The following is a 23938-nucleotide window of genomic DNA, read 5'->3' as shown; positions in this document are numbered from 1 at the left end:
GCTGGCTGCTGGCTGCTGGCTGCTGGCTGCTGGCTGCTGGCTGCTGGCTGCTGGCTGCTGGCTGCTGGCTGCTGGCTGCTGGCTGCTGGCTGCTATTATATTTAAGTTATTGATATTAGTCAAGTTTTTGTCCGGGTTCTAACTCGTAAGCTGCAGACTTTAGCGACCACTCGGAGTCGTGAACATAAGGCATTTCTGAGTTTGTTTTCGGGGATGCCGGCACTCATTGGTCAAAATAGCCGGGGGAGCTGAGAGTGGGTTATCTGTAAATCTCATACTGGTAATCGTGAAGCTGGCTTGTTTGCGAGTTGTGTTCGGTCGGCAGGACGGGACATGTTAGAAAAATAAATCCGTCCCCTTTTCGCTTAAAACTCCTGCCACCTTCAACCCACCTGCTCGAACCGCCGCCGCTTCAGGAACAACCCCGCCCCCAGTGCAACGGCAAAGATCGACAGCAACCCCAGGTCAAACCCAAACAAGCGGATTTGGCTCGCTGCAACGCAGCCAGCTGCACCTATCGCTATCAGCAGTACCCCTAACCATTTACGAAGCGGGTACGACTTAAGAAACCGATCGAGCAGAAAGAACAGCACCAGAGCAACGACCAGTTGGGTAATGTCAGACATGTGTTTCTCCCGTCAGGTCTTGATGATCAGTGTCGAGGCGGTGCGTTGCGGGCCGATGCCGCCATTCACCTGCGCCTCAATGCTCACCAGTACGTCGCCTGCATGATAGGTGGGCAGGGTTTCATTCACATACATGCGCACACCGGCGCCGACAGGGGCACCCACGTAGGGGGAGGCAACATAAGAGGTAGCGCCAGCGAACGCCGAGGCCGCAAGGTTAGCGATTTTGGTGCGTTGGGTGTTGAGAACATCGCCCTGTTGCCGGGTCAGCGGCTTGGAGATGCCGATCATCATCAGGCACGGCAGGTTCTTGGCAAGCATCTTGTCGTACACCTCGACGACCTTGCGGTTGACCTCGTAGTGGGCGCTTTTTGCTTCGCCAAAATGCAGCTCGCGCAGGCGTCCGCGTTCGCTGTCGGTGAGGGTGATCTGCGAGACGTTGAACACGATCCCGTGATTGCCCATGTATTGGAAAGTCCCTTCGAACTTCATCGCACGCATCCTTTCGAGCCAAAGGCGGGGATTGTCCAGAAAGCGCGCGCTGGATTCAAATCATTTCACCTGGCTGGCAAGGTGCGTTACCCACCGTGAGGTGCTGACGGACATAAATGGTCGTACTGGGCTGCCCCGGGGATAAAGGGGACGGATTTATTTATCCGACACCCGTTTCGCTTGCAGACAGTAATCGAGGAGGTGGCGGTGCGCGGTTTGAGGCGACGAGCAGCGAACGATGCCTGATCGGTTAAGGGACAGAATGGGGCGATCCGTAAGACATTCGGCGTGTGGTGCCAGTGGCGCCACCCGAAAACAGGCGAGGAACAATGGTCGGAGTCACGCACGAGTTGCGTTGGTTGCAAATGAGCATTCCGAGCCTGTTTTCAACGCAGTATGCTCGTCGCACAGGCATTTTCCGTACAAAATCTAAGGGTTGAAGGCGTTTGGCCATTAGCACAAGCGTGCTATTTGATCCTGCCCACCCACGGCTCATATTATTCCTCCTGAATTACAGAAATCGGGAAAGGATCTCCATGGGCTACAGACTTCCACCCCCTTGTCGATGGCTGGCTATCTTGGCCATGGCCTGCAGTACCCCGGCCATGGCCGAACAAGCCTCGGGCGATTACTGGATTATTTACGGTAAAGGGGAGCGCCTGCACAACGAGGTGTACGTGGCCGATGCCGCCGGCATCATGCAAAAGCCTGGTGGCGTGCAATCGGTGCAGGTCATGCAGTTGTTTGAAGACCCGGCCTTCCCGACCCTTGCCGCCTATGAGGTGCAGGTCAAATGCAAACAGCGCCAGATCCGCCTGGATAGCGCCCGGGCGATACGTCGCTTCGACGGTGCCGTGAAGGATGTGAAGACCAATATCCACGGCTGGGTCGCACCGAAGGACTACTGGTTGCAACGCACCTTTGCCTTCGTCTGCGCCCCAGATAACCGCACGCGCAACCAGATGTTGCCGATCGGCAAGATGCCGGCGGCGCGGATGGTCGCCACCATTCAGGCCATGTTCATTCAGTTGATCGGTGTTCAAGCCAACAGCCAGGCGGTGCAAGAACTGGACGACATGCTGGGCAGCAGCGCCCGATGAGCGCACGTCCTCTGCTGCTTCTCAGCTTTCTGCTGCCGACTCTGGTCGGCTGCATCCCAACCCTGCCGGAATTGCGCGCCAGCCACCAATGGCAGGGGCGCGACGCCAAGGAGGCCATCGACTTCTTCGGCCCGCCCGGGCGCATGGAGCCGTTGGCCAGTGGCGGCGGGGTGCAGTTGGGCTGGTACCGCGACACCACCTATGTGCGCCAGGAGGTGGTTGGCAGCACCGCCGAGAGGCAAGGTAATGTGATGGTCCATACCAATTACTGGGACGACGTGACCCATCCTGGCGGCTGCACGATCCTGATGACGGTGGACAAGGCGCGACAGATCAGCGACTTCTCCATCAAGGGTCGCTGTAACGGCGTGAACCTGGCGCCGTAGCAGTCCTGAAGAAAAGCAGGCGAAGGCTCGTGGGGGCGGGCTTGTCCTGCGATTGCCGTGCCCCGACATTGGTCAGCCACCGCGAACCTTCTTTACTTGCTGGTACACCCCTTGCCCCCGGTGTACGCCCATGAAGATTGTGGTCACCAGCATCCCCGTCGACGACCAGGCCAAAGCTATTCGGCAAACCCAAGTGCAGTGAGTGAATTGTTCAGAAAGTCGAAAGGGACGCAGCTATCAAAAGGCAGTTAACCTTATGCCGTTCGCTCAGCCGGGATTTTCATAGCAGCCTTTACCGGGGGAATTGCTTCCGGCTTGGGTGAGCGCTTTGACTGGGTTGATGGGCTAGCGTCTTTAGCAAGTTTCATCGCCTGCCCCGGAGAGCATTGATGAAGTTGAGTGTTTTTATAGATCCATGGTTTTTGGTGGGCATCCCTTCTTTGGTGTTTGGTTTGTTTTTCACGTGGCCGGTCCTGCTCGGGCTCGGCGCTTCGCTACTTGTTTGTTCACTTGTCAGCAAGTAAAGGAGGGTTCTCATGAGCGCTTACTGGAATGAAGTAGCTGATTTAGTTCGGAAAGTTTCCAGCGCGGGGAAGTGTCTGGAAGACTTTCTTCAGCGTGTTCCTGATCCATGGAAGGCGGCTGACAAGAAAGAGTTTTCTGTTCTGCATGCTGACCTCCTGCATGCCCAGCAAGCCTACTCGTCATTCGAGCACTCCAAGCTTGATGTTTGATTTTGCAACTATTCGATTTTTAGGTAACGATTGACTGCCTCCCCCATTCCGCCCTCAATTTATCCCGGCCAACCGAGCTGAAGCCACATAGACAGTCATCTGAAAAGGGGCAAAGGGTATGGGCGTTTTCGACTACAAGGGCATGACAGGCGAGCACGCCAAGGCGCTGTTGAGCGACGCCTTGGCTTTATCCGAATACGCTTATGACTCCACCGGCCAACCTCTGGCAACCGGTGGCTGGGCGCCTATTGGTGCGCAAGCCCTGGGCGTGACGCAGAAAGTGGACAAGCAAGGCACCTTTTGGGGTGAGACCGCATTGGCGCCTTCCGCCAATGTCGAGATTTTGGGGCAGTACGATGGCGTTGGTAAGCTGATTGCCATGGGGATTGCCTTTCGTGGCACTTCCTTTGCCCTGACTTGGGATGGATTGGGGGACGTGGCCAGCGACCTGGCTGCCGCCGCACTTCCCGGATACGCCGCCAATTACGCCAAGTACGCCTTCAGTGCCTTGTTGGAAAACGTCGCCAGCTACGCCACGAGCCAGGGCTTGACCGGCAAGGATATTCTGGTCACCGGCCATAGCCTCGGCGCACTAGGGGCCAACAGCTTGGCAACCTTGAGCCGCGATCACTGGGGTGGCTTCTATCAGGATGCAAACTACGTGACCTTTGCCTCACCCACTCAAGGCTCGGGTGATACACCGGTCTTGAATATCGGCTACGAGAATGACCCGGTGTTCAAGGCCATTGATGGTAAAGGCATCAACACCTCGGCACTGTTCTGGGGTAACGATAGGGCTTGGGATTCGGCCGCCAACAACCTGGTCAGCTTCACTGATAATTACGCCTCGTTCTCGGCACATTTACCCAATAGTCTCAACTGGGGAGTCGCCAAGGCTCACTCCCTGGTCGGCTATATCCAAGGCATGGAACGTATCGCGTCCTCGGATTTCTACGACCTGACCAGCAAGGATTCGACCATCGTCGTCTCCAGCCTTACAGAGGTCGCGCGTGAAACCACCTGGGTGCAAGACCTGAACCGCTACGCTGAAAAACACACTGGCAATACCTTCATCATGGGTAGCGAGGGAAACGACCTGCTCAAGGGCGGAGCTGGTAATGACTTCCTGGAGGGTGGTGCCGGCAATGACCGTTTTCGCGATGACGGTGGCTACAACATCATCCTGGGCGGCCAAGGCGATAACGTGTTGGAACTGCAAAAGTCACTGGCCACCTTCAGCTTTGCCAACGACGGCGATGGCACGCTGTACATCAACGACGCCTATGGCGGCATCAGTATGACCCGCGATATTGGTGCGCTGGTGAGCAAGGAGGCCTCCTATATACCGTGGACTTCAATCCCCTGGGGCTCCTATGACATCACTTATCAAGTCACCGGCAACGGCCTGCTGGCCGGTACCGACTTGACGCAATACGCGACGTCCGCCAAAGGCGATGCGCAGGACAATGTCCTCACCGCTCATGCCGCTGGCGATTGGTTGTTCGGCTTGGGCGGCGACGATCACTTGATCGGTGGTCAGGGCAATGATGTGTTTGTCGGCGGGACTGGTAATGACCTGATGGTTTCGGGCGGTGGCAGCAACACCTTCCTGTTCAACGGCCTTTTTGGCAATGACCGGATCGAGGGTTACCAGGCCAGCGATAAACTGGTGTTCATGGGCATTCCTGGCCTGAGCCAGGATTACGATTACCGCTCTTATGCCTCGACGTTCGAAGACAACACGGTGCTGTCCTTCGGCGACAATTCTGTGATGTTGGTGGGCGTGGACATGACTCAGTTGAATGGGGCGGGGGTTTTCATTTCCTAAAGCAATAGGGGCAGAACACCGCAGGTGGCAATGGGTGATCTGCCCCACTCTTGAACCTCCCCGTAGATCAATGCTCTACGGGGGGTATTACCTTGGATCTTTCGAGATAAGCGTTAAACCAGGCTGATCATGTCTGCGCTCAATTGCGCCGCGCTGAAACCTACCAATGTGACACTGCTGTCGCCTGCCAGGATTATGCTGTCGCTGCCGTTCTGGGTGGTGGCGCCAAGGACAGCGTCGGTGGTGGCAAACAACGATTTGGAGAACACCAACAGGTCGTTCCCGTTCTGATGGATGTTGAAGTCGCTGATTCGGTCCTGGCCGAACCCTCGCTGATCGAACACAAACTGGTCGCTACCCACGCCGCCGCTGAGTTGGTCGTTGCCCAGGCCACCGATCAGGATGTCGTTGCCGCTACCGCCATACAACGCATCATTTTCGGTACCGCCCAGCAGGGTGTCGTTGCCATCGCCGCCGTGCAGCAGGTCGTTGCCGGCGCCACCTTCGAGCCTATCATTGCCGCCCTGGCCGAATATCAGGTCCCGTGCGACGGTGCCTTTGAGGATATCGTCCAATTGGCTGCCCTCAACGGCTCTGGAGTAGGCTTTGTCGGCGCCGAACAGGCCTTCGAAGTCCAGTTTGCCGCTGGTGACGGTGTAGGCTGGAGTCAGTGCCTGCCCGATACTGCTGAAGATCCCGCCGATAACAGGCAATTGCCCGAGTGCACTGGGCAGCCCGGTTTCGAATTCCACATGCTCGACGCCGTGCAGTTCCTTTAGGCCGTACTGGCCACTGGTATCGTTGAGAAACAGGGTGCCGTCACTCAGTTTCACGGCTTCGTAGGAAGAGGCTGCGCCCTTGAGGAAGACTTTGTCATTGCCATCACCCCCAGAGACGATATCGGTTCCGGTGCTGACCCGGAAGCTGTCGTTGCCACTGAACCCGTCAAGGAAATCATCGCTGCGACCGTCTTGCAGTTTGTCTGCACTGTCGGTGCCCAGCAGGAAGGCCGGTGTGCCGAAGTGATTGGAAGTGGCGGTAGCCTTGTCGCTCACCCAGGTAAAGCTGCGGCTGATGGGGTCGAGGTTGCTGATGATTACGGTGCTGTCTCGTTCGATGTGGTCGTAGAACGTCGATTGGCCTATGCGCTGGATGGGATTGATAAAGATCCCCTCCAGGTGAGCCGCCCACCCACTGAGGTTGGCAATCGAGAATGGGCCGTTGGGCCAGGTGGGCAGAGCATAGATCGTGTCGAACAGTACGATGTTATCGGTGGTGGAGGTGTAGCTGGCGTCGCTGCCTTTGAGAGCGTCGATGATGGCGCTGCCCACATTGGTTTCCTGGCCAATGAGGCGGTGGACTACATCATTTTCGAAGCCGAAGTTGAAGATTCCCTCACTGTTGCTGGATTTGGGCGACTCCATACCGAAGTAATCCGAATCCTTGAAGAAACCGTCTGCCAGCGTTTCCTTGCCCAGGTACATGCTGTTGGTTACCGAACCGCCTTGACTGTAGCCGGTGACCAGCACGTCCTTGCCGCTCAGATTGTGGTCAATAGCGTAGTTCTTGATTGAATCGAGCAGGTAGTCATAGCCGCGGATATAAGAGTTGTCGATCATTGCTGGCCAGCCCAGCAAGTCGACCGGGGAGTTGGTGCCGGCAATGGAGAAGCCTATTTTCAGTAACTGGTCACTGTCGTCGTATTGGCCGAAGACCCTGGCCTGGGAGCCGAATACATTCTCGCCCGTAAAGCTGCCAGTCAGGTCGATGTAGCTCTTGTCAACCTTCAGTTCGTTGGCACCGATCTCGCGCCAGCCCTTGGGCAATGCAAAGGTATTGCCCTCTCCCAGGACTAGCCCAGGGAGGTTGTAGAGGGCGCCTACGGTGGCGACGCCACTGGTGTAGGTGGCGAGGTTCCAGGCATCTGAAATAAGGCCGCGGGCGTCTTGCCCCTTGTAATCGAACATAGCCATTTACTTTCTCCTATGGCCCGACGGCCAAAACCGATGGTCGACGATGAAGGCTGATAAGTCGGGCTAAACAAACGTGCATTGAAGTTGTTTTGTGCGTTTGGTTCAGGTTGCTCCCGATCGTCAATATCGGCTTTGACTATAAGTGAGCCAGACAACCCTAACTTATAAATAAATAAAATTGCACTGAAAAAAACTACCGATGATCGGATTGTACTGAAGTTCAGATACCTGAAAGAAACCTGTCATTACTTAATTGAAATGTTGGGTGCGCCCAGAGGTAATAATGTTGGAAGTGAGCTTTGCGGTTTGTGTTCTTGAAATAGATATTTTATGAAGGTAATGGATTGATAATTATGAGTTTTAATTGTTTTTCCACTGCTGGCGAGGCTGTAATAAGCCGTGTGTGACTTGAGTGGTTTTGTTGTGACTACTTGGTCAGCTTGGTGTCGGTTGTAGTGGTTTTTGTTGTGGGGCATAAAGTCGGTCAAGTACTCCTGTGCGCTCTGGCGAAGTCTCACAGGTGGAGGGTGTCGGTTGTTGGGTTGTATTGCAAGAATGAAACTATTGATCGGGGTTATCCCGCAATCGACAGCGGCCCATTCGACTTGGTGTTTATATAAAAAGCACTTGGCTCGGCGGCGGGGTAGTAGATAAGCGCTTTTAAAGGGCGTCAAGCGCCGGGCTTCTTAAGAAGAACTTATTGTGCGAGCGTTGCATGCCGCTGTGCAAATCACAGATATGACAGCCAGCATGAAACGACGGGTTCGCAGCGGGTGCAACTGACAACCCAAAAAGCTCAGCCTGCGGCCTGCAACCACTTAAACAACGCCATTTCCACGCTGCTTGGCTTGGGGGCAGAAGGAGACAACAGGCAGTAGCGCGAGCCATCTTCAACAAATCCCAAGGGCGCGACTAACACACCGCTTTGAATATCGTCGCGCACCAGGTGCCACGGACCAATGGCGACTCCAAGGCCTGCAACAGCCGCCTGGATGCTGAAATAGAAATGCTCAAAAGACTGCATTTCCATAGCCGGAGTGGGTAACCCTTTTGCAGCAGCCCACTCCTGCCAAGCCGTAGGCCGGCTAGTCGTCTGAAGCAGGGGGGCCGAGGGGCGCAGAGCGTTTCGGTTTTTACCAAACCATAGGTCAGCTTTTTCTGGGCGGCAGACAGGGCCGACCTTTTCTGCGAAAAGCGTTTCGGCATGATAACCGGAGGGCCGGGGGAAATCGTCGCGCCGAATGGCCAGGTCGATGCCCTGGTTGAATGAAAAGGGGCCGCCGCCGGCAACCAGATGAATGTCTAACCCTGGATGACATGTTTGGAAGTCGCTCCAGCGCGGGATCAACCAGCGCATCAGCAGCGTTGGCTCGCAGGACAAGACAAGTCGGCGAGCACGCCGTACGTCGCTGCGTATCTCGCGAACGGCCTGGTTCATCAGCCCGAGGCCTTCACTCACCGCTTTGGCCAGGCGCCTTCCGGTATCCGTTAAAAAAACCCTTCGGCTACGCCGCTCGAACAGCTCAGCGCCTAAATCCTCTTCAAGCAGGCGCACTGCGCGGCTAATGGCGCCGGGGGTCAGATGCAGCTCGTCAGCCGCACGGGCGAAGTTTTCGAAGCGTGCGGCGGATTCGAAGCAACGCAGTGCGAGCAAAGAGGGCAGGCGCGCCTCAGAAATAAGTGAGTTGTAGTCACTATTTTCTTCAGAAATCATCGTTATTACCCAAACAGAAGATCTGTAATTATTGCCTTGCGCAACCAATAATTCAAAGGGTACACCATGGACGAATGGATAGTAGTAATCACCATCACACTCCTTGCATGCATCAGTCCAGGGCCCGATTTCGCCATGGTCTCTCGCAATGGGTTGCTACGGTCTCGACGGGCGGGCGTCCTCACGGCTGTGGGGATTGGTGTGGGGGTGCTGGTCCATGTGTGCTACACGCTGCTTGGCTTAGGGTGGGTACTGCAACAGACACCTTGGCTGTTCAATACGTTGAAGCTGGCTGGAGCTGCCTATCTCGTCTACCTGGGCATTAAAATGCTTCGTTCCAGGCCGGCGGTTGAACAACTGGACGCGCCACCTGCGGTGATGTCGGATCTGGAAGCGCTGCGGATGGGATTTCTCACGAATGCGCTGAACCCTAAAACGTCGATCTTCATTGTCAGCCTGTTCATGGGGGTCGTACGGCCGGACACCGCTATCACTGTGCAAGTCGCCTATGGGTTGTTTATCGCCGGGGCGCATGTGTTGTGGTTCAGTCTGGTCGCACTGTGCTTTTCCGCCGGGAGGGTGCGCGAGAAATTGATGGCCGCACGACAGTGGATCGACCGGGTTTTTGGTGCCGCACTCGTGAGCTTCGGGATATTACTGACCGTTGCTTAACGTGATGGCCAGGTTGAATACTCGTACAGGGTTTGGCTGGTCTTCATGCCGTTGCCTGCATATCGCCACGATGCACGATATGCACTTTGTTCCCGTCCGGATCCCGCAGATAGGCGCCGTAATAACCGTCGCCATAATGCGGGCGCGGGCCGGGCTCACCGTCATCGATTCCGCCAGCCAGCATTCCAGCGGCATAGGCCACGTCTACTGCACCTGGCGAGGGGGCAGAGAAAGCCACCATGCTGCCATTACCCGCAGTGGCGTCCTGGCGGTTGTAGGGGGAGTAGACATAGAAGCGCGGTAACGGGCTGCTGGCGCTGATCCAGCATGCGCAAGCCGGCCCGCCATCCGGGGTTACATGGCGGCGGCACAGGCCCAGTGGGATCAGTACGGCATCGTAGAATGCGGCGGCTTTATCCAGATCGTTTGTTCCGACGGTGACGTGGCTGAACATCTCGACTCCTTGAGGGTTATAGGGCTGAAAGTCAAAGTACAGCGCTTTTATTGGGTCTGCCAGCAGAGTGGCGACATGCAATGGCAAGGTCCGTCAGGAGCTAATCGAACCCGAGGTACACTGAGTCTGGGAAAATGCCAGGACGGATTATCCAGATTAACCGCAATATGTTTCCCGAGTCGGGTTGATTATCAAAAGATTCCTCGTCGATATCCTGTGGTCATTGCAACCACTGAATATCGACGAGGAAACACTGATGTCCAAACTTTTTACCCAAGGCATTGTTGGTCAACTGAACACGCCCAATCGCGTGGTCATGGCGCCCATGACTCGCTCGCGCAGCACCCAGCCTGGCGATGTGCCGAACGCCATGAACGCGCTCTATTACGCACAACGGGCATCGGCTGCGTTCATTGTCACTGAAGCCACGCAGATTTCACCCCAGGGCAAGGGCTATTCCTTTACCCCGGGGATTTACAGCCGCGAACAGATCGCCGGCTGGCGTCTGGTGACCGAGGCGGTGCATGCCGCTGGCGGGCGAATTTTCCTGCAGTTGTGGCATGTAGGACGCATGTCGCATCCTGACTTCCACAAGGGTGATTTACCTGTTGCGCCTTCTGCGATTCCTTTCGATGGCAGTATCTGGAAGGTGGATGCCGAGTCGGGTGTCGGCAGCATGGCCCCATGCCCGACACCACGGGCACTGGAGCGCGACGAAATCCACGCCATCGTCGACGATTACCGTACTGCGGCGCGCAATGCCATGACGGCGGGTTTCGACGGTGTCGAGGTGCACGCAGCAAACGGCTACTTGATTGACCAGTTCCTGCGCACCACGTCTAATGTTCGTACGGATGAATACGGCGGATCCCGCGACAATCGCCTGCGTTTTCTCAAAGAAGTCATGGATGCGGTGATTGATGAAGTGGGGGCCGACCGCGCGGCGATTCGTATTGCGCCGTTTCTCACGGCCCGCGGCATGGCGTGCCCGGACATTCTGCCCACTTTGTTGGACGCTGCTGGTTATTTGCAGGACAAGGGCATTGCCTACCTGCACTTGGTCGAGGCGGACTGGGATGATGCTCCCAAGTTTCCCGAGGACTTCCGTCGGGTCGTACGCGAGCGGTTCCGCAATGCCATTGTGGTGGCCGGCAAGTACGATGTGGAGCTCGCAGAGTGGGTGCTGGAAAAAGGCTACGCAGACTTTGTCGCTTTCGGACGTAAGTTTGTCGCCAACCCGGATCTGCCACTGCGGCTGGAGAAAGGCTATCCCTTAGCCGGTTTGGAGGGGGCCGAGTTATTTGGTGGTACTGAGCGCGGCTACTCGGATTTTTCCGCCTGGGCCCAGCAGGGCTGAAACCTACAGGTCAGATCCAAAAATCTCCTTGGGGCGCGCTCAGTTCGCCAGCTTCAAGGAGATTTCGTCCATCAGCAGTTTGACTCGGCGCGGCACAGCGTGGCCGGAAGGGTAGACGATCTGCAAGTCCACGCCCTGCAGAGAATAGGTCTGCAGCACCTCGACCAGCCGGCCTGCGTTCAAGTCATCAAACACATCGATGTAGGACTTGATACAGACACCGTGACCCGCCAGGCACCACTGGCGCACCTGATCGCCGTCATTGGCGATACGCCTGCCCGACACCTGAACCTTGAACGTACGGCCATCGGCGCGGAACTGCCATTCACGGTGGATGTTGCTGCCAAAACGCATCAGGATGCACTGCTGATGGGCCAGGTCCGATGGGTGTCGGGGCGTACCGTGGGCCTTGAGGTAGGCGGGGGATGCACATACGACCCTACGGCCCTCGCTGAGTTTTCTGACGCGCAAGGTGCTGTCAGATAGGGCGCCATATCGAATGGCGAAATCAATCCCTTGCCCCGCGAGATCCAGGTAGCCATCCGTCAGATTCAGGTCGAGACTGATCTCGGGATGAGTTTGCAGAAACTCATCGAGGATCGGCACGACACGGTTTCGGCCCAGGTCAACGGGGGCGCTCAGGCGTATCAGCCCCGAGATACGTTCGATGCCCAGTTTGATATTGCTCTCGATATCGTCAGCCTCTGCCAGCAGGCGCCGGGCGCCCTCCATCAGCATTCGCCCTTCGTCTGTGAGGCTGATTGAGCGTGTCGTACGGGTCAGCAGCGTTGCGCCGTAGTGCCTTTCCAAAGCCCCGAGCCGTTCCGAGACAGACGTCGGCGAAAGTCCGGCTTCGCGGCCTGCCGCCGACAATCCGCCTTTCTCGACAATCAATAGAAACAGCGCGAGGTTCTCGAAGAGCATTATCCGGATTTCCCTGAATATGATTGTGCTTTTTGCCGGATTCTACGCCAGTTAGAAATAGCGATCAGGTCATTTATGGGGGGTAAACCTGCTTTAGTTCAGTAGCGCGTGCCTGACGAATCGTGCCGTTTTTTCCAGTGTTCCCCGCATAGCAAGCCCAGGAGTCGGTGATGGCGGGGCGCTTGCACTTCCACGGTGGGCGCCATGCACGCGAGCACATTGAAGAGAATTGTATCTCTCGATCCGCCCCCAGCTGTACGGGGCAGGGCGCCACAGAACCCTCTACTGTCAGGGCAACAATCATTTGCCGGATGCCGCACCATGTTCATGTCCACCAGCCTGCTTTCGGCCTTTGCGCTGTTTGCCTTCGTGTCTTCGATTACCCCAGGCCCCAATAACACCATGCTGTTGGCGTCAGGCGTGAATTTCGGTTTTCGCCGCTCGATTCCCCATGCCCTGGGGATCAGCGTGGGCTTTATGGTGCTGGTGATTTCGGTCGGCCTGGGCCTTGGGGAGGTGTTCAAGGCGTTGCCTTGGGCGTACACCGCGTTGCGTTATATCGGGGCGGCGTACTTGTTGTACCTGGCATGGAAGATTGCCAACTCTGGCGCGATGTCGGACGACACGCACGGCAAGCGCAAACCCATGACCTTTCTCGCGGCCGCGGTGTTCCAGTGGGTCAACCCCAAAGCCTGGGTCATGGCGTTGGGGGCGATCACCACTTACACGCCGGCTGAAGGCTACTTCACTAACGTACTGGTCATCGCCGTGGTGTTTGCAGTGGTCAACCTGCCGAGTGTGTGCGTCTGGGCGGGGTGTGGCACCGGTTTGCGCAATGTCCTGCGTGAGCCGCGCTGGTTGAAGCTATTCAACTGGTCGATGGCGGGGCTGTTGGTGCTGTCGTTGTACCCGATGTTTTTTCTGGGTTGATGGGATCGAGATATAAAACCCTGGACCTATCCCGAAACACTCTACCGAACTGTGAGAAGTGACAGTATCGAGCAGCAAGGGGCTTGCGCACTATTAATTGCAGTCTGCGGTTTTTCTGTCTTTCCAGCCAATGGTGTTTTTTGGAGGGGATCGTTAAACCATCAATCTCAAGTTAATGGAGTGTTACCCAATGTCGAAGGAATTAATGAGCCCGCTGGGCTCGGACAAGCTGCAAACCAACCCTGAGGTCGGAGGCTCTGCCAATGAGCTGAAAGACCCGTCTTCCCAGTTGGCCTTTCTTAAAGACTATTCCACAGCACCTGCCACCTATTTGGTGATGGTTGATGGATACGTCATGACCACCCCGGATATTGCCAAGGCCTCGAAATTTCTGGTGGTCAACTATGGCTCCGGGAATTGGTACATGGTTACTGTTGGCACGGCACAGTACCTATCGTTTACCAGCCGCAGCTACCTGTATGCCTATTCGAGCTGGACTAACGCCAGGTACATGAGCATTGACCCCGTGAGCTTTAATAGTTACCCGGGGCTCTATCTGTACAACGGTTACGTCTGCTGCAACGGCGTAGCGGACAAGCCCGGCGAGCTGATGAACGTCCATCCCGAATGGATCAAGTGACGCTTTGAAACACGCAAAACTGTGCGCTTGATGAAGTAATACAAGAAGTCAGTTATGCATCACGCGCACTTTGCCTCACACCCCAGTGTCAGACCGGTGAGATGGTGGCCAGCAGGCCGATCCCAATAGTCAGTGCCAGAAACCCAAACAGAAAAATTGCCATCTTAGCCATGGGGCCTCCAAAAGGAAGAAGGGCGGCTGGAGGGTTCCTGCCGATGAGCCATTGTCGGGGTTGTGGTGTGTTCGGTACAGATGCAGGTGATAAAGAAAAAAGCGTATCAGATTCGACATTCAGGCTGCTGTGCTGGGGTTCTGGCTGGGGCTCGGAGGTGCTGATCAGACTGTCGGGAGCTTGGGGTTGGCGTCTGGACTGGGAAGGCCCTTAACGCGCGGCAGGATGTATTTGAGCCATTGCACGCGGTGTGGGCCTGACAGGTCCGGCATTTGGTCGATGCCCGCCGATTCAGCTTCATCGCTTGGGTAGCAGCTGTCACTGCTGCGCCTGCCGTCGGGGTAGACAATAAAGCCCCCGCGCCCGTTTTCACATTCATGTAGATACACCGGCGACAGTTCGCGCTGCTTATCAATGCGTGCATTCAAATGGACGATATAGGCACCCATCGCAATCGTCACGCACACAATCAGCCCCAGGCATATCACCAACTGCCAGGTATAGCCGGCGCCGGCGTTATCAGAATGCACGGGCGACACAGCACTGGCCTGCCTGTTCGCTATGCTTACCCAGCAGAAACCAGCTGCCACCTCCCAGGCGTACCAATTGCCCCCGAGACGGCAGGACGTTGGTCATCAGTGTGAAAAAAATCAAGGCCAGCAGGAGCCCTTTGACTATCGAATAAAGGTTCATGACGGTGATGACCCATGGATAGGAAGCGCCCAGCCTAGACAGTGCCGGGTTAACGCCAGGTAAACATCCACGGAAAATCGCTCGACTTCCGATATCCTTCAAACCTCTGCGCAACCTGTGCCCGAGGGGGCTTTCCCGTGCATATTCACCTGCTGCTGGTCGAGGACAACCTTGATCTGGCCACTACCGTTATCGAGTACCTGGAGATCAGTGGCATGGTCTGCGACCACGTCAGCAATGGCCAGGCCGGTCTTAACCTGGCACTCGCCCATCATTACGACGTCATTCTCCTGGACATCATGTTGCCGCGCCTCGACGGCCAGCAAGTGTGCGAGCGCTTACGCCAGCAAGGCAGCCAGACGCCCATCCTGATGCTCACTTCACTGGACGCTCTCTCGGACAAGCTCGCCAGCTTTGCAGCCGGCGCCGACGATTACCTGGTCAAGCCCTTCGAGCTGGCCGAGCTGGTGGCCAGGATCCGTGCCCTGAGCATGCGCCGCAGCAGCCAGACCAGTCGCTTGCAGGTAGACGACCTGGTGATGGAACTGACCACCCGCAAAGTCAGCCGCGCCGGGCAGGAGCTGCATTTGTCGCCCATCTGCTGGACCTTGCTGGAATACCTGATGCGTGCCAGCCCTGAACCGGTCCCCAGGGAGCGCTTGGAAACCACCATCTGGGGTGACGAGCCACCGGACAGCAATACGCTCAAAGTCCACATGCATCGGCTGCGCAAGGCGGTGGACAAACCCTTCAACCGGCCGTTGATCCACACCCTGCCTGGGGTCGGCATTCAGGTCAAACCCCATGCGTAACGGCCTGAGCCTGAAGTGGGTGATCAGTGGCAGCTTCCTGTTCCTGATTGCTGTGGTGTTACTGATCTACAGCCAGTTGCTGCCGCTATACACCGTGCGCGGCCTGCTCTACACCGCCAGCGCGATGATGGAAGAAGAGGCGCAGTATTTCGTCAGGCACTACAAGAAGGATCCAACCACGCCACCACCGCACAACTACTTCTTTAAGTCGGTTATCGGTAAGGAAGCCTTGCCGGCAAGCGTGCGGGAGATGCTCAAGGCACCGCCGAGCATGTCCTTCGGCGCGGTTCAGGTCTTCGGTGATATCGACTCCGATGACGAAGACGCTGAAGTCCGGGCGGTCCTCTCCCAGCCTCTGGGCGACGGCAAGACCCTTTACATGTATGACATCGACCATGATCACGAAGAGGGTGGCGAGGTGGAAACGCCGCTGTCCGATGCCTACTTTGACCAGGTGCTGCAGGGCGTCACGTTCATCAGCCTGGCAGTGTTCGTGCCGGCGCTGATCATCATCGCCCTGTTGGTCTGGTGGCTGGTACGGCCGCTGGGGCGCCTGGCCCAATGGTCCAGCACGCTGAAAAACCCGGACGCAATGGCCGGCGAGCGCCCTGATTTCAGCTTCAAGGAGTTCAATACGCTGGCCGACGCCCTGGCCCAGAGTGTTGAGCAAGTGCAGGCCGCCAGCCAGCGCGAAGGCCGCCTGTTGCGCTACACCAGCCATGAACTGCGAACTCCGCTGGCGGTGCTAAAGGCCAATATAGAACTGTTGACCCTGCAGGCCGGCGGTGTCTTGCCATCTTCCCTGCAGCGTATTGAACGCTCGGTGCTGAACATGCAGCTTATCGCCGAAACCTTACTGTGGATGAGCCGCGAGCGTCCCGAACCCTTGCCGGAGGAAGACATTGACCTGAGCGCGTTGATGGGCGAGTTAATTGACAAGCATCGCTACCTGATCGGCAACCGGGATATCGAGCTGATGATCGACATCCACAACCAACCTTGCCGATTACCTCCCACCGCATGCCGCATCGTGATCGGCAACTTCCTGCGCAACGCGCTGCAATACGCGGAAGAAGGCCAGGTAGAAATCAACTTCAAATATCCCCGCTTGGTGATTGCCAATCACATCAGGGAAGCCAAGCCGCGGGAGGAATCCAACGATTTCGGCTACGGTCTGGGGCTGCAGTTAATGCGCCAGTTATGCGCAAAACTGGGTTGGAAGATTGATGTGATACTTGAGCAGCAACGTTTTACGGTTGCTCTCGATTTTACTAACTTGCGGGACGACGAAGGGGCGGGGGAAGACAATTGCGGAACAGGTAAGAAAATTGCGAAGCAGAAAAGATAAGGGCTTGCATGAAGTTCATCATGCAAGCCCTTGATATCTATGGTGCCCGAACCCGGAATCGAACCGGGACGCCCTTACGAGCGGGGGATTTTAAGTCCCATGCGTCTACCAGTTTCGCCATTCGGGCGGCAGCGCGATGAAGCAACTCAAGAAGCTTTGCCTGGCAAAGTGCTTGAGCGGTGCAGCAGGCTAGGGAATATATAGATCCAGGCACGTTGGTGCAAGTTTGCGAGCGGTCTTTTTCTGATTGGTTACGTGCGCCAGCGTAGAAAAAAATCCCACCATATCAGTGATCTACATTTGCCAAGGAGGAGCATGCGACTCGGTAGCGCATCGCTGCACAGTCCTTGGGACCGATGATTGGAAAACCATGCACGGCCCGTATTTCGTACCCGTTGGCTGTCTATTTCACCTACTTGACGCTTGCAGGAACCCTATTCGCGATGATCGCTGCAACCGTTATTGCCTTTTAGTCCTGCCTCCACGTGGTTATTTACTAAGGTCCCTTATAGGAGTTCCAACCATGCATGGAGGCAGTGCGGTGATCCGGATAATGATCGTTGGCGGTGGTCTTGGTGGGACCATGGTCGCCAATCAGTTAGTGGCAAAGCTGTATCCCGAAATCGTCAGGGCCAAGGTGAAAGTCAGCCTGCTCTCAAACTCGGCGGAGCACTTTTACAAGCCTGCCTTCATGTACGTGGCGTTTAACCAGTTCTTTGAAGAAGAACTCAAGCGCTCGGAGCGTTCTTTGTTGCGGCCGGAGATCGACTTTCAGGTCGATGAAGTGACCCGCTTCGATTTCCCCGGGCAGACCCTGCATACCCGCAGCGGCCAACGCCACGGCTATGATTACCTGGTGATCGCCACGGGCTGTGTACCCGCGCCGGAACGGATTGAAGGGCTGAAGGAGGCCGGGGATCATTTCTACCAATACGAGCCTGCACGACAGTTGGCCCAGCGTCTGGGCACCATAAAACGCGGGCGGATTTTCATTACCGTTTCTTTCCCCCAAACCCCGAATGTTCCTCATCAATGTGGGATTGCCCCCGTTGAAACCACCCTGATGCTGGATGATTTTCTGCGTCGTCGCGGCGTTCGCGACAAGGTGGAGATCGTCTACACCTATCCCACGACGGCGCAGTTGATGCGCAACTGTTTGTTCTTGCAGCGACCTACAGGCGAAATTCTGCCTGGCCTGTTTGAACAGCGTGGCATCCACTTTCAGCGAGGTTTTACTCTCGACAAGGTCGATCCCGATCAACGCATTGCCTATTCCGCAGAGGGTGATGCCCAGCCGTTCGATATCTTGATGGCGACCCCGCCGATACGAGCGGTGGATGTCGTAATAGCGTCGGGCGTATCCCAGGCGCAAGGCAATGAGGGATGGCTACCCACTCATCACGAGACCCTGCAAGTCTACGGTCTGGAAAATGTGTATGTGATAGGCGATACCGTCGACTTACCCGTCAGCAAAGCAGGAGGCGCTTGCCATAACCAGGCACCGGTTATTGCAAACAATATTGCAGGTGAAATTCGCCATGGTTCTGCCGATGCAATCTACGACGGGCGTGTCCAGGCCGTGGCTCAAATGGGGCTGAACGCGGGTATGCCCCTCTGGTACGACTATACGCACGATGTGTTGCCGACCCCACCGAACAAGTTGGCAGGCTTGCTGCGAAATGGATTTAACCGCGGTCTTTACTGGGCTGTGGCTCGCGGAATGCTTTGACTCAATACAAAGGAAGGAGTCTTTGTCATGGACGCAATACCCTCTGACGGTGCCCAGGCGGGCGCTACGCCTGATCTGGCGATACACGAAATCGTGCAAAAACTTCAACCTTTGCTCGATAGCGGCCGGCTGGACAACCTGATCGACCTGCTCTCAATTGCTTCTGACATCGTCGATCTGCTGGATTGCGCAATGGTGGAAAAGCTCGCAACGCTGTTTGAGCAAACCACCAGCGTGAGTTGGGAGCTGGGCAACGCAGTGCGTATGGCCAAGTCGCAAACCCAGGCCCTGGAACATCCCGATAGCCTCTATGGCTTGCTGACCCTACTTCGCGAACCGGACACCCGGCGGGGCGTAGGTCTGATTCTGAGAACGCTGAACGTCATTGGACGACAACTGTGACACGACCTGGAGGTCCACCTCATGATCGCCGATTCCCCACTGGCACAAAATGCCAGTACCCAATGGGACCCCGCGTCCTACCTGAAGTTTGCCCGCCTGCGAGAGCGTCCTGTTGTTGAGCTTCTTGAGCGCATCCACCTTGAGCGGCCGCACTGTATCTACGACCTGGGCTGTGGCACCGGTATTGCCACCCAGTTGTTGGCCAAGCGCTGGCCAGACGCTGAACTGACCGGCGTCGACAGTTCTGCCGAAATGCTTGCTGAGGCGAAATGCCTGCCAATCAAGGCTCTGTGGCAGCGCCGTGATCTGCAAGGCTGGCACGCCGAGCAACCTGCGGATCTGCTGCTGGCTGCTGCAGTGTTGCATTTTATTGATGGGCATCATGAGCTGTTACCCCGGCTGTTGCGACAGCTCAACCCCGGCGGTTGTTTTGCAGCCCATATGCCCAATTGGCGCGACGCACACTGGTATCGCTTGATGCTCGATACCCTGGAAGATGCGGGGCCCGGAGGCGTGCCATTGGGTACTCTCCAATTGCGCCAGGCAATGTCGACTCGCCCAGTGCTATCGCTGGATTGCTACTACCGTTTGCTGGCTCCCATGAGCCACGAATTGGATATCTGGGAGACTGAATATCTGCAAGTTGTCCAAGGCCAATCGCCGATTTTTGACTGGGTCAAGGTCTCGGCCCTGCGCCCTGTATTGCTGGCTCTGAATGATCAAGACCGGGCGAGGTTTATCTATCACTACCTTGAGCGAGTGCGCCAAGTGTACCCGCCGGAAACAGATGGCCTGACATTGTTCCCGTTCAAACGGATCTTCATTGTGGCGCGGGTCTGACTGCGGACTAACGACATGCCGATGGATGCGATCGCTTACTCAGGGGTATGGCATTATGCGATCATTGAGGTTTGGAACCATCGAATAGGGAAATGGCATGCGCGTCATCACGGTGAGAACCAAAACGGAACTTGAATCTGCCAAGAATGCCGGGTACGAGCAGATCACGGTAGAAGGTGAGCTTGCGAACAAGCTCAAATCGTCGAAGAAGATTGCGGTAGCGGGGACGATCACGATTGGACTGCTGACCGCGGCACTGGCGGCTGTGCCTTTTACCGGTGGGCTCTCCATGGCGGCGGCTGTGCCCATCGCCACCCTGACAGGGTTGGAGATCGCGGCCATTATTGCAGCTGCCACTTTGGGCCTGGGGCTGATCATTGCCCTGTTCAAAGGGTATGAGGAAATCTCCTTTGAGGCCGGAAAGATGGTCCTGAAAAAGAAACAGTCATGAGCGCTTTTGTCGACGGGCCGCCTTATTTCTTCCGCTGCAAGAAGTGCGAGCATCGTTTCACCCGTGCAGTGCGGTTGGGGCTGTTGTGCCCCCAATGTCATTCGATACGGATTGAACGAGACAGGCTGATGAGCAAGTAAACCACTGGCCCACTGTAGGAGCGAGCTTGCTCGCGAAAAACTTGAGAACGCTGCGCTTACCCTGTAAGCACGCGTTATCGTTGACGTCCTTCGCGAGCAAGCTCGCTCCTACAGTGGTATTACGCGAAGGCCGGTCAGGTGTTTATCCGCGCAATCGCCGAATGATCTCCTCGTAACCAACCGCCCGCGACAGTTGTTGCAGCGCCTCAAGGCGACGTGCATAGGCCTGTGCATTACCGTAGGTCAGCTCTACATGCAGGCTGTCTATCATCACCAGGTAGGCCTCGGCCAGAACCTCGCTGGCCTGTTCGTCTATGCCTGGATAGGCTTTGAGCAACCCCTTCTGGAAATGGCTGCGGATCGTGGTCATGTAATCATCGAACCCGGACATGACCACGCCCCTCAGCGGCGCTGGCGGGTAAAATGCGGCCCTCAACAAGAACCGCAGAGATTCATTGGCGCTGTAGCGGCGTTGCAGGTTGTCGATATAGACCTCGCCGGGGGCCTTGACCGATCGTGAGTTTTTCGAAAATTGGCTTTGCACGTAGTCGCGCTCGGCCTGCAGTGCAAGTTCGAGTGCGACCACGTAGAGCGCGTCCTTGCTCGCAAAGTGCGCGTACAGCGAGGCCTTTTTGATGCCCGCGCGTACGGCGATATCGTTCAGCGAGGCGGCGTCGTAACCATGCTCGGCAAATTGATCCAGGGCCAGATACGCGATGCGTTCGGCGGCCGAGGTCAGGGTATTGGATGTCATGGTGTTGCTCCTCAAATCAGTGCCCGGTCAGGTCAAAGGCTTGGCCTGTCCCCCGGGGAAGGCTGATCGTCGTCAGCAGGCAGGTCAGCAACGCGCTGGCCAACAGCAGTGTTGCCCAGGCCACTGGCCCCTGGGTCAGGGCCAATGCCGAGAGTGGCGTCGCACTGGCGGAAATCGACAGTTGGAACGCGCCCAGCAGTGCAGCGGTGGAGCCCAGCGCGCGTTTTTGCGAGGACATGACAAGCGACATCAACGTGGACTCGGCGATCCCCAAGCCAAACAACGCGACGGCCATGCCCGCCACTATACCGGGCAAGCCCAGTTGGGTCAGGGTGCAAACCACAGCGATTGCCGAGCCTGCGGCCATGCACGACACGCCGATCAGCGAGAGACGGCTCAAGCCAAATCGGCTGACCAGTTTCCCGGCGCTCATCGCCCCGATCAGGATGGCTACACCTGTGACACCGAACAGCATGCCAAAGGCTTGTGGGCTCAAGCCGTAGGTCTGTTGATAGACCAGGGTCGCGCCGCCGATGTAGGCAAACAGAAAGAAGAACACCGCCGCCACGGCGAGGGTCGGGCGCAGAAAGTGCCGGTCCCTGGCAATGGTCAGGTACGTGCGACACGCGGCACCCAGGCGCAAGGGTTCTCTGTGGCGAGAAGCCAGGGTCTCTGGTAGCGACAGCCAACTGTTGCCAAGTACCGCCAGGCCAAAAGCGGCGAGCACCAACATCACGGCACGCCAGCCGTAGTGTGTATCGATCACCCCACCCAGTGCCGGGGCGAAGATCGGCGCCACCCCTTCGATGGTCATCAGCAATGCAAAGAGCTTGGTCGCGGCCACGCCTTCGCTGACGTCGCGCACCATGCTCATGATCACCACCAGCGTCAGTGCGCTGCCAAGCCCCTGAACAAAGCGCAGGGCGATCAACGTCTCAAGTGTCGGTGCCCACGCAGCGCCCAGTGAACACAAGGTAAACAGCACAAGACCGGCCAGCAGGGGGCGTCGGCGGCCGTACGCGTCGACGATGGGCCCGAAGATCAACTGGCCTGCACCCATAGCCAGGAGGAAGAACGTCAGGGTCAACTGCACACTGGCGAAACTGCTCTGATACTCGCGGGCAATCTCGGGAAGGCTCGACAAGTACATATCGACCGCCGACGGGCCGAGGGCGCCGATCAGTCCCAGGCCAATAGCCAGCCTCAGGGGGGGGCTGTGGGTGGGTTGCGAATTCATACAGTCTCCAACCTAAAAAACATCCTACCGGTCGGTAGGTTTTGTGAATGATAACGACACCTCGGTTAACGGTCAATGTGGGTAACCTCACCGTTTTCTGTAGCTGACACACCGTTATCACGAGCAACCCCACAGTTGAACTGCAGTGTTTTCATCCCGCGTAAGAAGTCAGCAAATCGAGGAGTTTTCGCTTTCCATTTAGGCGTTTTCCTAAATACGCCGGTAGGACGTGTCGTGAGAATGGGCGCACTTCTATCTCATCTGTGATGTGTCATGTCCTTTCTCCCGATTCGTGTTCTGGTCATCGAAGAGCACCCCTTCAAGCAACTCGTTGCCATTCAGGCCTTCAGGGACGCCGGCTGTGACAGCGTGGTGGGCGCGGCCGATGTGAATGCTGCGCTGCAGTTGCTGGAGCACGCGGGGCCAGTGGATATCGTGCTCTGTGCCTTGAACGAGGAGGGCATGCAAGGGCTGACGACGCTCGAAATACTCAGCCGCACCCGCCGGGTCAAGTCGCTCATCATTTGCAGTGCGCTTGCCCCAGACCTGCAAGACGCCATCGACCGTATGGTCGGCATGCTTGGAGCCAGCGTCCTCGGGTATGTCGATGTGCCGGTACGCGCAGGGGCGATCACGCCACTGTTAAGCCGATACCTGGAAACCACCGTCGCCGCCGGGAATGTATCTGCGAAGGCTCGCTACCCGCTTGCCAGCCAGGCGGGCCTGGAACAGGCGATTGCAGGGAATGAACTCAAGGCATTTTTTCAACCCAAGTTCAATTTGGCGACCGGTGAAGTCGACAGCCTTGAAGTACTCGCGCGCTGGGAGCATCCGCAGCACGGCGTGCTATGCCCGGCGGATTTCCTGCCGCAGGTTAGCCAGTTCGGTTTGATGGATGAGCTGTTTTTTGCCCTGCTGGAACAGGCGTTGGCCTTCCTGCAAATAGCGCAGGCGCAGGGGCATGTGCTGTCCCTGGCGTTTAATCTGGAGGCAGAGCAGCTGTCTTGTGAGTCGCTGTTACCGCATCTGTGCAAGGCGCTGGAGCACTACGCGATACCTGCCTCGCGCCTGACTTTCGAGATCACCGAAAGCGGGCTGCTGGAGGTGTCTCCCAGGGTGCTCGAAACCTTGATTCGCCTGCGGATGATGGGCGCCGGTCTGTCCATCGATGACTTTGGTATTGGCTACTCTTCGTTGGAGCGTCTGTGCCAGTTGCCCTTCACCGAAATCAAGCTCGATGCGCGCTTCGTTCGTGACCTTGATAGCAGCCCCCGTAATTGTGCGGTGATCAGCAGCACTCTGGCATTGGCTGAAGCTCTGGATATGGCAGTCGTGGTAGAGGGCGTGGAGTACGAAAGCCAGCGCCAACGCTTGCTCAAGTTGGGCTGCCATCAGGGTCAGGGTTACCTCTGTGCGCGACCCATGAGCGCAACGCGTGCGCTTTCGTGGCTGGAAATGAAGTTGGCGTCACGCAGCACGCTCTGATGTTTTGAAAGTAGGGGGCTAGACTGAAGCAGTCAATTGCCTTTT

General features: G+C 56.8%; 24 protein-coding genes and 1 tRNA gene. 15 read left to right on the top strand and 10 right to left on the bottom strand.

All coding sequences use genetic code 11. The features are described 5' to 3' along the window. Nucleotides 1–383: 383 nt before the first annotated feature. Together BFQ03_RS00275 and BFQ03_RS00270 are read right to left on the bottom strand one after the other, a co-directional pair. A complete protein-coding gene (locus BFQ03_RS00275; protein ID WP_065942289.1) occupies nt 384–626 on the bottom strand; it encodes a hypothetical protein in 243 nt (80 codons plus the stop codon). Nucleotides 627–638: 12 nt separating this feature from the next. Beyond that, nucleotides 639–1118 (bottom strand): hypothetical protein, encoded by a 480-nt coding sequence (locus BFQ03_RS00270; protein ID WP_032860840.1) that lies wholly within the window; start codon nt 1116–1118, stop codon nt 639–641. Between the two features lie 584 nt (nt 1119–1702). Here BFQ03_RS00270 and BFQ03_RS00265 point away from each other — a divergent pair. From BFQ03_RS00265 to BFQ03_RS00250, 4 genes are all read left to right on the top strand, one after another. Then, the gene (locus BFQ03_RS00265) at nt 1703–2218 is read left to right on the top strand and encodes a hypothetical protein (protein WP_139115615.1); all 516 of its coding nucleotides are present in this window, start codon (nt 1703–1705) and stop codon (nt 2216–2218) included. Beyond that, nucleotides 2215–2604: a hypothetical protein gene (locus BFQ03_RS00260; protein WP_050593372.1), complete on the top strand. Its 390-nt coding sequence runs from the start codon at nt 2215–2217 to the stop codon at nt 2602–2604. Before BFQ03_RS00265 ends, BFQ03_RS00260 begins: the two co-directional genes overlap by 4 nt. Nucleotides 2605–3140: 536 nt before the next feature. Further along, nucleotides 3141–3338, top strand: coding sequence for a hypothetical protein (locus tag BFQ03_RS00255; RefSeq protein ID WP_065942287.1), 198 nt, complete (start codon nt 3141–3143; stop codon nt 3336–3338). A gap of 118 nt (nt 3339–3456) precedes the next feature. After that, entirely contained in the window at nt 3457–5166 is a 1710-nt protein-coding gene (locus tag BFQ03_RS00250) for a polyurethane esterase (protein ID WP_065942286.1), read from the top strand. Nucleotides 5167–5279: 113 nt separating this feature from the next. Here BFQ03_RS00250 and BFQ03_RS00245 read toward each other — a convergent pair whose 3' ends face one another. Beyond that, entirely contained in the window at nt 5280–7139 is a 1860-nt protein-coding gene (locus BFQ03_RS00245) for a calcium-binding protein (RefSeq protein WP_065942285.1), read from the bottom strand. 796 nt (nt 7140–7935) lie between these two features. Continuing rightward, the gene (locus tag BFQ03_RS00240; RefSeq protein ID WP_065942284.1) at nt 7936–8853 is read right to left on the bottom strand and encodes a LysR family transcriptional regulator; all 918 of its coding nucleotides are present in this window, start codon (nt 8851–8853) and stop codon (nt 7936–7938) included. Nucleotides 8854–8919: 66 nt separating this feature from the next. Here BFQ03_RS00240 and BFQ03_RS00235 point away from each other — a divergent pair, with 66 nt between their 5' ends. Then, complete coding sequence (locus tag BFQ03_RS00235; protein ID WP_065942283.1) at nt 8920–9525, top strand: LysE family translocator; 606 nt, start codon at nt 8920–8922, stop codon at nt 9523–9525. 43 nt (nt 9526–9568) lie between these two features. Here BFQ03_RS00235 and BFQ03_RS00230 read toward each other — a convergent pair whose 3' ends face one another. Beyond that, complete coding sequence (locus BFQ03_RS00230; protein ID WP_032860829.1) at nt 9569–9979, bottom strand: VOC family protein; 411 nt, start codon at nt 9977–9979, stop codon at nt 9569–9571. A gap of 256 nt (nt 9980–10235) precedes the next feature. Here BFQ03_RS00230 and BFQ03_RS00225 point away from each other — a divergent pair, with 256 nt between their 5' ends. Further along, entirely contained in the window at nt 10236–11336 is a 1101-nt protein-coding gene (locus tag BFQ03_RS00225; RefSeq protein ID WP_032860828.1) for an alkene reductase, read from the top strand. A 39-nt stretch (nt 11337–11375) separates the two neighbouring features. On the opposite strand, the gene BFQ03_RS00220 is transcribed toward BFQ03_RS00225, so the two are convergent. Then, nucleotides 11376–12260 carry a LysR family transcriptional regulator gene (locus BFQ03_RS00220; RefSeq protein WP_032860826.1) on the bottom strand — a complete coding sequence of 295 codons (885 nt, stop codon included), beginning with the start codon at nt 12258–12260 and terminating at the stop codon, nt 11376–11378. 321 nt (nt 12261–12581) lie between these two features. Here BFQ03_RS00220 and BFQ03_RS00215 point away from each other — a divergent pair, with 321 nt between their 5' ends. Further along, nucleotides 12582–13190: a LysE family translocator gene (locus BFQ03_RS00215; RefSeq protein WP_032860825.1), complete on the top strand. Its 609-nt coding sequence runs from the start codon at nt 12582–12584 to the stop codon at nt 13188–13190. Between the two features lie 190 nt (nt 13191–13380). Beyond that, nucleotides 13381–13830 carry a hypothetical protein gene (locus BFQ03_RS00210; protein WP_065942282.1) on the top strand — a complete coding sequence of 150 codons (450 nt, stop codon included), beginning with the start codon at nt 13381–13383 and terminating at the stop codon, nt 13828–13830. A gap of 336 nt (nt 13831–14166) precedes the next feature. Here BFQ03_RS00210 and BFQ03_RS00205 read toward each other — a convergent pair whose 3' ends face one another. After that, nucleotides 14167–14532, bottom strand: a complete 366-nt coding sequence (locus tag BFQ03_RS00205) for a hypothetical protein (protein ID WP_223232754.1) — start codon at nt 14530–14532, stop codon at nt 14167–14169. 300 nt (nt 14533–14832) lie between these two features. Between BFQ03_RS00205 and BFQ03_RS00200 the strand changes: the two genes are divergently transcribed. Together BFQ03_RS00200 and BFQ03_RS00195 are read left to right on the top strand one after the other, a co-directional pair. Beyond that, on the top strand, nt 14833–15507 hold the full coding sequence (locus BFQ03_RS00200) for a response regulator transcription factor (RefSeq protein ID WP_032860821.1): 675 nt from the start codon (nt 14833–14835) through the stop codon (nt 15505–15507). Next, nucleotides 15500–16855: a sensor histidine kinase gene (locus tag BFQ03_RS00195; protein WP_083204780.1), complete on the top strand. Its 1356-nt coding sequence runs from the start codon at nt 15500–15502 to the stop codon at nt 16853–16855. Before BFQ03_RS00200 ends, BFQ03_RS00195 begins: the two co-directional genes overlap by 8 nt. A 40-nt stretch (nt 16856–16895) precedes the next feature. Here BFQ03_RS00195 and BFQ03_RS00190 read toward each other — a convergent pair. After that, nucleotides 16896–16982 (bottom strand) — tRNA-Leu (locus BFQ03_RS00190). Nucleotides 16983–17396: 414 nt separating this feature from the next. On the opposite strand from BFQ03_RS00190, the gene BFQ03_RS00185 reads away from it, so the two are divergent. The 4 genes from BFQ03_RS00185 (at nt 17397) to BFQ03_RS00170 (ending at nt 20277) form a co-directional block, all read left to right on the top strand. Next, nucleotides 17397–18584, top strand: coding sequence for an NAD(P)/FAD-dependent oxidoreductase (locus tag BFQ03_RS00185; RefSeq protein WP_162276354.1), 1188 nt, complete (start codon nt 17397–17399; stop codon nt 18582–18584). Between the two features lie 27 nt (nt 18585–18611). Then, nucleotides 18612–18986, top strand: a complete 375-nt coding sequence (locus BFQ03_RS00180; RefSeq protein ID WP_065942279.1) for a DUF1641 domain-containing protein — start codon at nt 18612–18614, stop codon at nt 18984–18986. Nucleotides 18987–19007: 21 nt separating this feature from the next. Then, nucleotides 19008–19826, top strand: a complete 819-nt coding sequence (locus BFQ03_RS00175) for a methyltransferase domain-containing protein (RefSeq protein ID WP_065942278.1) — start codon at nt 19008–19010, stop codon at nt 19824–19826. 97 nt (nt 19827–19923) lie between these two features. Continuing rightward, entirely contained in the window at nt 19924–20277 is a 354-nt protein-coding gene (locus tag BFQ03_RS00170; RefSeq protein ID WP_032860772.1) for a hypothetical protein, read from the top strand. A 282-nt stretch (nt 20278–20559) separates the two neighbouring features. Here the strand turns inward: BFQ03_RS00170 and BFQ03_RS00165 are convergent, their stop codons facing one another. Further along, on the bottom strand, nt 20560–21171 hold the full coding sequence (locus tag BFQ03_RS00165; RefSeq protein ID WP_032860771.1) for a TetR/AcrR family transcriptional regulator: 612 nt from the start codon (nt 21169–21171) through the stop codon (nt 20560–20562). 16 nt (nt 21172–21187) lie between these two features. Beyond that, a complete protein-coding gene (locus BFQ03_RS00160) occupies nt 21188–22408 on the bottom strand; it encodes a multidrug effflux MFS transporter (protein WP_065942277.1) in 1221 nt (406 codons plus the stop codon). A gap of 273 nt (nt 22409–22681) precedes the next feature. On the opposite strand from BFQ03_RS00160, the gene BFQ03_RS00155 reads away from it, so the two are divergent. Continuing rightward, entirely contained in the window at nt 22682–23893 is a 1212-nt protein-coding gene (locus BFQ03_RS00155; protein ID WP_065942276.1) for an EAL domain-containing response regulator, read from the top strand. Nucleotides 23894–23938: the final 45 nt, after the last annotated feature.

Origin of the sequence: Pseudomonas sp. 25 R 14 (assembly GCF_900004755.1) — a bacterium.
Lineage (GTDB): Bacteria > Pseudomonadota > Gammaproteobacteria > Pseudomonadales > Pseudomonadaceae > Aquipseudomonas > Aquipseudomonas brenneri.
The sequence above is the reverse complement of the archived record's forward strand: the minus strand, read 5'-3'. Positions and strand labels throughout refer to the sequence as shown.